We start from the raw sequence: 6,289 nt of genomic DNA on the forward strand, positions 1-6,289 counted from the left end.
GCAGGGACATGGATGATTCCACTAATCACTCGACGGTCGTCAGTGCGATGAGCACCAGGTTGGTTCGTGGGAAGTAGAGGCGCAATCACCGCCCACTGCTGATCATCAAGCCAGAACTCTCCTGCCATCATCAAAACTCCCATTGTCATCATAATGAATCACAGCGATCCATTTTGATCAATGGCTTGATTGGGTTTGGAGCCTAGTCCGCGTCTGGGATGTCGCGCAGTCTCGCGCGATTGCTACAGTGCCTGCTCCTGAAACGATCAGGGGCCTAGCGCTCAGCGAAAGCGGGAAATTTCTCGGCGTCATCGACAACGAAAACAGTCTAATGTTGCATGCGTTGACGAATGGTCGAATGCTGCGGGTATTCTTCAACCCGCTCGATCGCAGTAGACTGATCAATCTCACGACGAAGGGGCCGCGCTCATATGGCCGGCTCAGCGCGGTGGCCTTCGCGCCGACCGACGACGTAATGGCGATGGCGGGTGAAATAGATGCCGCTCTTTGGCGCGTTTCGAGCTTCGACGAACAGGCGCTCCTGCGCCTCGAAGGGAAAGTCGAAGCCATCRCGTTCGACYGCGACGAACGCCACCTGATCACGATCAGCCGTACAACAGAGACCCGCACCGTGTCTGTCGAGACGTAGGACGCGCAGACCGGCCGCGAGTTGCCGGATCAGCGGGCCGAGCATATAGCCGATGCGTTCAAACTCACCGCTGTAGGGGACGTGATCGTTGCGGCGGACGACGAGCGCGGTTCGGACATGGTGGTTCGGCGATCACCGTTCGCGATGGCAAGGTCCAGCGATTCCGGTATGAAGGCGATGTCGAGCGAATCCTGGAGAGCCAGGACAGGAAGTACGTTGCGATAGCGAGCGCGCTTGGCGCCTCGGCTGCGTCACCGGTTTCGCCGGGACGGCATCTTGTGGCAGTCTTCGACCCACAGTCATTGAAGCAAGTGCTGCGATTCGAATACGAGACCGTCGAACGCGACAACACCTCCCCCCAGGCTTTCTTCGTTCTCGACGATCGCTGGTATCTCGGTGTCGATGACGGAGAAACGCCAAGCGGTGGCGGACGGCGCAATCGCTTCGTGCTAGTCAAGATGCCGACGCCTGAGGAGGAGGATCGCGGCCGTATTGGCCGTGAGCGAAAAGTGCTGGTTGCTGAGCGCGTTCTCCAAGTCAACCGCATCGAGCGACTCCTCTTCTGCCAGGGCATCCGGGATTATGCACCTTTGCGCCGTGATCGCCGAGCGCGTCTGGAAGAACTTCGCACTGGGGATGACCGTGCGCTCCCCAAGCACATAAAGGCACAAATCTCCCGTGAGCTCGATCGTCTTGAGCTGTTGCTCGAGCAGATCAAGACTGTGGAAGCTGAACGAGATGCGCTTATTGCTGAGCAGACGACGAGCGCATCGCCAGCGGCGGTGGTTCGGAGTTCGCGGCAATCCTTCACTCTGAAGGCCTGTTCCGGCACTTCGACAACCACCGTCAAGTTGCCGCCTATGCCGGGCTGGCGCCGTCGCCTTGGCAAAGCGGCTCGATCAATCGTGAGCAGGGCGTATCGAAAGCGGGCAATCCACGGCTGCGAACCACGATGGTGGAGCTTGCTTGGTTATGGCTGCGCTACCAGCCGAGCTCCAGGCTGTCCTGCTGGTTCAAGGACAGCGTTACACAGAATGGCGGTCGCTTCAATAAGTCGATGATCGTGGCGCTGGCCCGCAAGCTGCTGGTGGCCTTGTGGAAGTATGTCAGCGCCGGCGTTGTCATCGAGGGGGCGGTCATGAAATCCGCCTGACCGATGCCAGCTTACCTGCAAGCTCTTTCAATCCCCAGGGCCGGATCAGCCCTGACGGATCCAGGTGAACAGACCGTGGGTCTTCATGGCTTTATCAGCCGGGAACAAGGTTGGTCCTGTTCTCCTGAGCTCTTGCCCGCCGCAAGCGGGATGGTGGTGCAGCCGCCGGAGCGGCGACCGTATGTGAGGTTGTACAGGCTCGCAGGTCGGGCCGGTAAAGTATCGGGCTCAGACTTGGATCCGAAATAGGAACGCTAACATGCCACCTTGATAGCCGTTGACGCCAAACTCCTCATGTGAGGTTTTGGGTAACGACAAGCGCGCCATCTTCTCGGCGGCAGCCCATGCGCAGCGCGCCGTCGATTACCTGCATTCCTTGCAGCCGGAGCTCGACGAGGAGGAGGCGGCGTAAGCCGTCTCTTCCTCCACTCAGCCGTCTCTTCCTTCACTTGAGCATGAAAGACGCGGATGTCGATTACTGCAGCGGAAGATAGCCTCGTGACCGCTTCTGGCGCAAAAGGCTGAGCAGGAGAACGACGGCTTTTGCCTCGCTGTCGAAGACATGGATCTTCTGCTGCCCGCGGCTGCCGATGCGTCCTCAGCTGCGCACGAGCGAGGTCTCGCCGAAGAGGTTCGGCTCGATCGACAGCGCATAAAAGCGGGCCATGTTCTTCGATGGATCGATGCGTTCGAGACGATAGGGTTGAACTGTCATGCCGGCAGAATCGCAAGGACCGGTTGCTCGCGTCCAACGACATTTGTGAATCGGTTGGGCCCGATCGATTCATCGGGGTGATGGGACCGCCTGGCTCATCTCTCCTGGTTCATGTCTCCTGGTTGTCAAACAACCCGGCAAATTCCGGATCGGCATAATAGCGCAACTTCGTCGCAACGATCGGCCGCTGCCCGGCGATGAACAGCAGCTCGGTCTCGGCATGCATGTTGCGCACTTCGTCGGGCGTCAGCAGCGGGCGACCGACATGCTGCTCGGCAAAGGAGAGGCCGGTCTTTTCCGAATCGAGTGCGCGGGCCGCCGTGTTGAACACCACGGTCTCCTGGCCAAGCAGATCGGAGACCAGACGGGCGCTGTCGTGATCATTGACGCCGAACACCTGCAGCACRCCGGCGTTGGACAGAAACGTACCGGCGCGCTGGCGATAGGTGGCGCGCAGCTGATGAATGTCCTGGACGATCGGCCAGAGTTGCACACCGTAACCTGCCATCAAACCCATGGCGCGTTCGATCGGCGCCAGATGACCAAGGGCGGCGAACTCGTCGAGCAGATAGAGAACAGGTGGCGCAGATGGTTGCGGCGAGGGTGCCGTTCGTGCCATCTCGGTCAGGCTCTGGGCCACCAGCAAACGCAGCCAACGCGAATAGGCCGCAAGCCTGTCTGGCGGCAAGACCAGGAACACGGTCGCCTGGTCTGCCTTGAGATCGCCGAACCGAAAATCCGATCGTGACAGCACCTCAGTCATGCGCGGACTGTCGAGGAAATGTGTGTGTCGTTGGGCTGCGGACAACACGCCGCTGGCTTCGCGATCCGACTTGCCAAGATGGCGGTTCGCGGCCCGCGCAATCAATCCATTCACCGCGTCACTGTCCTGCATCTCGTCCAGCACGGCACGGAACGCCGCCGGCGCCATCGTCAGCAAATGCCTGAGCGTGGTCAGCGTGCGCCTGTCGTCTGGCTGGCTGGCGAGCACATGCAGCAGCAATCCAGCGATCAGCGCTTTGGCTTCCTCGTTCCAATGGGCGTCGCCTGAAAGACCCGGTTCGTCGAACACGAGTGCGTCGGCAAGTGTCGTTGCATCCTCGGCGACATCGACGTTGTCTGGATCAACGCCGTCCATCGGATTGAAGGCAGCCGAAGGTCTGCCGGTGATGCCGAACGGATCGAGGATATGAACCGGCCCGAACTTCTCTCGGGCATCACCGGCGATGATCGCATTCTCGCCCTTCGGATCGATGCAGATGATCGAGCGGTCGGCGGTCAGAAGGTTCGGGATGATGGTGCCGACACCCTTGCCGCTGCGCGTCGGCGCCATGGTGAGCAGATGAGCCGGCCCATCATATCGCAGCAAGTGAGCGGAACCTTGCGCACGGCCGATCAGCAGGCCACTGCCGGCTTTGGTGAGTGGCGCAATCTCTCTTCGGCCGGCAAAGCGCGCAGACCCATGCGTATCGTCCATCGCCGATCCAAAATGCGTGATCAGCGGCGTCGACAACAGCCGAATGAGCAGCACGATGGCAAAGGCCATCACCACCCAATCGCCGATATGCCAGATGACGTCACCTCTGTGGCCGCCGAGGATCACGCGTCTGAGGTAGTCGATCCCGAAGTAGACGGTGAACACGACAAGCAAATAGCCGGTCGCACCCATGACAAACGACTTGGCATATCGCAGCGGAAAGGTGATCAGGGCGACGATCGCCCAGAGCGGATCGCGGGCCGCCATGCGCATCATGTTTGCGAAGGCAATCTTGATCTGGCTGGCATGGATCATGATGCCGCGCTCCCGTTGCCGATATTGCCGAGAGACGGGTCGTGCGGCTGCGGCTTCAGCAGATCGTCGAACAGGTCCCGGTCGCCATCGCGCGTGAGGAATTTTGGCAGTTCCCGTCTCAGCCACTCGGCCAGTCCGCCGCCGATCTGCACATCGCGATCATTCTCCAACCGATGCAGCACCAAGGCGCCAATCAGCACCTTGCGGCGCGTGTCGATGGCACGCTCCTGCTTGCCGAGACGGATCTGCAATGTCTTGCGCTGGGCTTCGAGCTGCGCCAGCCGTTCGCCGATGGTTTTGCGTGCCACTGTCATCCTCTCCATTTGTCTTCAAATCAGCGATCGGCCCAGCGCCATCAGGACAATGGCCTGCCCCCAATCGCATGCCCGCAGATGCTGCAGCGATGGGTGGCATGTCGGCTACTCGCAAATCTGCGCGTGGAAGCAACCGGGTGAACGGCTTACGAGGTCATCGGGAGATTGCCGCGTGCTCCCACCAGTGCCCGAAGGCGCGAAGCGACGAAGGCACAAGGGCGCACTTACGAGTTGCGGGGCAACTCAAAGCGCGGGCCGGCGGCCCGCTAACAAAGGGGAGGGCGATGGCGATCTATCATCTCAGCATGAAGCCGATCGCCCGCAGCGGTGGCCGCAGCGCCGTGGCGTCGGCCGCCTATCGTGCGGCCGAGCGGCTGACCAACGAGCGCGATGGGCTGACCCATGATTTTAGCAACCGGCAGGGTGTCGAGCATGCCGAGATCGTCTTGCCGGCTGGGTCTTCTGCTTATTGGGCGATGAAGCGATCGGCCTTGTGGAATGCCGCCGAGCGTGCCGAGAAGCGAAGTGACGCCCGGATTGCCCGGGAATTCGAAATTGCGCTGCCACATGAGCTCAGTGCGGAACAGCGCCTGGCGCTGACACGTGCCTTTGCCGAAGATCTCGCCAATCGCTATGGCGCTGCCGTCGACTTCGCCATTCATCGGCCAGGGGAGGGAAGCGATATCAGAAACAGCCATGCGCATCTGATGATGACGACGCGTGAGGTGAGGGAAACCGGTCTTGGCGACAAGACGCTGCTCGAGCGGGAAAACAGATGGCTTCTCGCCAATCACCTGCCGCCATCGCAGCTGCAGCTGAAGGATCTGCGCCAGGCGTGGGAGCATCTTGCCAATCGGCATCTGGCGATGGCGGGTCACGATATCCGCATCGATCATCGCTCGCACCTGGAAGCGGGCCTGACCATCGCGCCGACCGAACATGTCGGTGTCCATGCCACTCAGATCGATCGGCAGGGTGGGGCAGTCTCGCGCGTCCGCATCTCACCGCAATCGGCCGACCGCAATGCCGAGACCATTCGGCGTCGGCCCGAAGAGATATTGCGGCTGATTACCAACGAGAAGAGCGTCTTCAACCGCTATGACATTGCCAGGGCTCTGCATCGCTATATCAACGACGATCCGCAGACCTTCCAGAATGCTTTTGCATCGGTCATGGCGTCGAAGGCTCTCGTCGAGTTGAGGCCCGAAAGCACGGGCCTTCGGGGTCGCGATGGCGAGGCACGCTATTCGACGGTCGAGATGGTGGCGATCGAGGGCGCGATGGCAACATCCGCTGTTGCGATGAAGACGCGCCAAAACCACGGTGTCTTCAAGCGGCATGTCGATGCGGCCATCGCCGATCAGGACAGATCGATCCAGGCGGTGAGTGCGTCACCGGGGCAGGGGCTGTCGGCGGAACAGCGCCAGGCGATCGAGCATGTCACGGCTCCCGGTCAGATCGCCGTGGTGATCGGCTTTGCCGGTGCCGGCAAGAGCACGATGCTGGCGGCTGCCCGCCAGGCCTGGGAAGCGCAAGGTTATCGCGTTCATGGCGCGGCATTGGCCGGCAAGGCGGCAGAGGGCCTGAAGGAATCGTCGGGCATATCGAGCCGCACCTTGGCGTCGTGGGAATATTCCTGGCAAGCCGATCGTAGTCGGCTCAATGC

At 60.9% G+C, this 6,289-nt stretch carries 4 protein-coding genes and 4 pseudogenes; 4 read left to right on the plus strand and 4 right to left on the minus strand.

Translation table 11 applies throughout. The features are described from left to right. Nucleotides 1–128: pseudogene (locus AC1ECN_RS37935) on the minus strand (IS5/IS1182 family transposase); the annotation flags it as partial. Nucleotides 129–358: 230 nt separating this feature from the next. Between AC1ECN_RS37935 and AC1ECN_RS37940 the strand changes: the two are divergent. The 3 genes and pseudogenes from AC1ECN_RS37940 to AC1ECN_RS37950 form a co-directional block, all read left to right on the plus strand. After that, entirely contained in the window at nt 359–649 is a 291-nt protein-coding gene (locus AC1ECN_RS37940; protein ID WP_477955958.1) for a hypothetical protein, read from the plus strand. A gap of 449 nt (nt 650–1,098) precedes the next feature. Beyond that, a pseudogene (locus AC1ECN_RS37945) lies at nt 1,099–1,802 on the plus strand (IS110 family RNA-guided transposase); the annotation flags it as partial. 298 nt (nt 1,803–2,100) lie between these two features. Beyond that, nucleotides 2,101–2,214, plus strand: a pseudogene (locus AC1ECN_RS37950) (antirestriction protein ArdC); the annotation flags it as partial. A 63-nt stretch (nt 2,215–2,277) separates the two neighbouring features. On the opposite strand, the pseudogene AC1ECN_RS37955 reads toward AC1ECN_RS37950, so the two are convergent. The 3 genes and pseudogenes from AC1ECN_RS37955 to AC1ECN_RS37965 form a co-directional block, all read right to left on the minus strand. Further along, nucleotides 2,278–2,517, minus strand: a pseudogene (locus AC1ECN_RS37955) (WGR domain-containing protein). A gap of 109 nt (nt 2,518–2,626) precedes the next feature. Beyond that, complete coding sequence (locus tag AC1ECN_RS37960; RefSeq protein WP_477955960.1) at nt 2,627–4,309, minus strand: type IV secretory system conjugative DNA transfer family protein; 1,683 nt, start codon at nt 4,307–4,309, stop codon at nt 2,627–2,629. Then, nucleotides 4,306–4,623 carry a mobilization protein gene (locus AC1ECN_RS37965; protein ID WP_477955962.1) on the minus strand — a complete coding sequence of 106 codons (318 nt, stop codon included), beginning with the start codon at nt 4,621–4,623 and terminating at the stop codon, nt 4,306–4,308. Before AC1ECN_RS37965 ends, AC1ECN_RS37960 begins: the two co-directional genes overlap by 4 nt. A 284-nt stretch (nt 4,624–4,907) precedes the next feature. Here AC1ECN_RS37965 and mobQ point away from each other — a divergent pair. Next, nucleotides 4,908–6,289: MobQ family relaxase (mobQ, locus tag AC1ECN_RS37970; protein WP_477955964.1), on the plus strand; the 1,382-nt coding region annotated here is incomplete at its 3' end.

The organism is Rhizobium sp. 01N447_2, assembly GCF_056399245.1.

What these genes read in the sequence shown, in the direction of transcription:
- AC1ECN_RS37965 (WP_477955962.1), bottom strand. Translation starts at nt 4,623, where the DNA reads ATGACAGTGGCACGCAAAACCATCGGCGAACGGCTGGCGCAGCTCGAA.